This window comes from Arthrobacter sp. CMU6 (genome assembly GCF_059090205.1).
Genome location: NZ_JBNHFL010000101.1, coordinates 1 through 448 on the forward strand (window position 1 = coordinate 1; position 448 = coordinate 448).

Sequence of the window (448 nt, forward strand, 5' to 3'; positions counted from 1 at the left end):
GGGAAGGAGGAGATGGGGCGGCCGAAGTGCTCGTCAAAGGAGTAGTCGGCGAACTCGAGGCATTCCTTGGGCCCGTTGGACCACAGGTGGCGGTACATGCTGGAGTGCACGGGCTCGCCGTGGCCGTCCAGGCCGATCCGCCAGCTGTTGTTCCACTGACCGCCCCAGTCGTCCTGCTTCTCAAAACAAAGGATCTCGGGGATCGCGGCGCCTTTTTGGCGTGCTGATTCAAAGGCCCGCAGTTGTGCCAGGCCGCTGGGTCCGGCACCAATGATTCCGACTCGTAGTGTCATCTTGCTCTCCAATTCCAATAGATTTCCGGGTCGCGGATGCGCGACGCTATGGGGTTGCGCTACGTGCCAAGCCGGCAAAGAGAGAGAAGCCGCGTTGCGTAGCGGGTGGTGGTTCCAGGGTTCGGCGCGTGGCCGGGGGAGGTCGGCCGACGGGC

General features: G+C 63.6%; 1 protein-coding gene. It reads right to left on the reverse strand.

Annotated features, from left to right (window positions below; all coding sequences use genetic code 11):
- Positions 1-293: NAD(P)-binding protein (locus AC5RWD_RS23240; RefSeq protein WP_494022272.1), on the reverse strand; the 293-nt coding region annotated here is incomplete at its 3' end.
- Between the last annotated feature and the right edge of the window lie 155 nt (positions 294-448).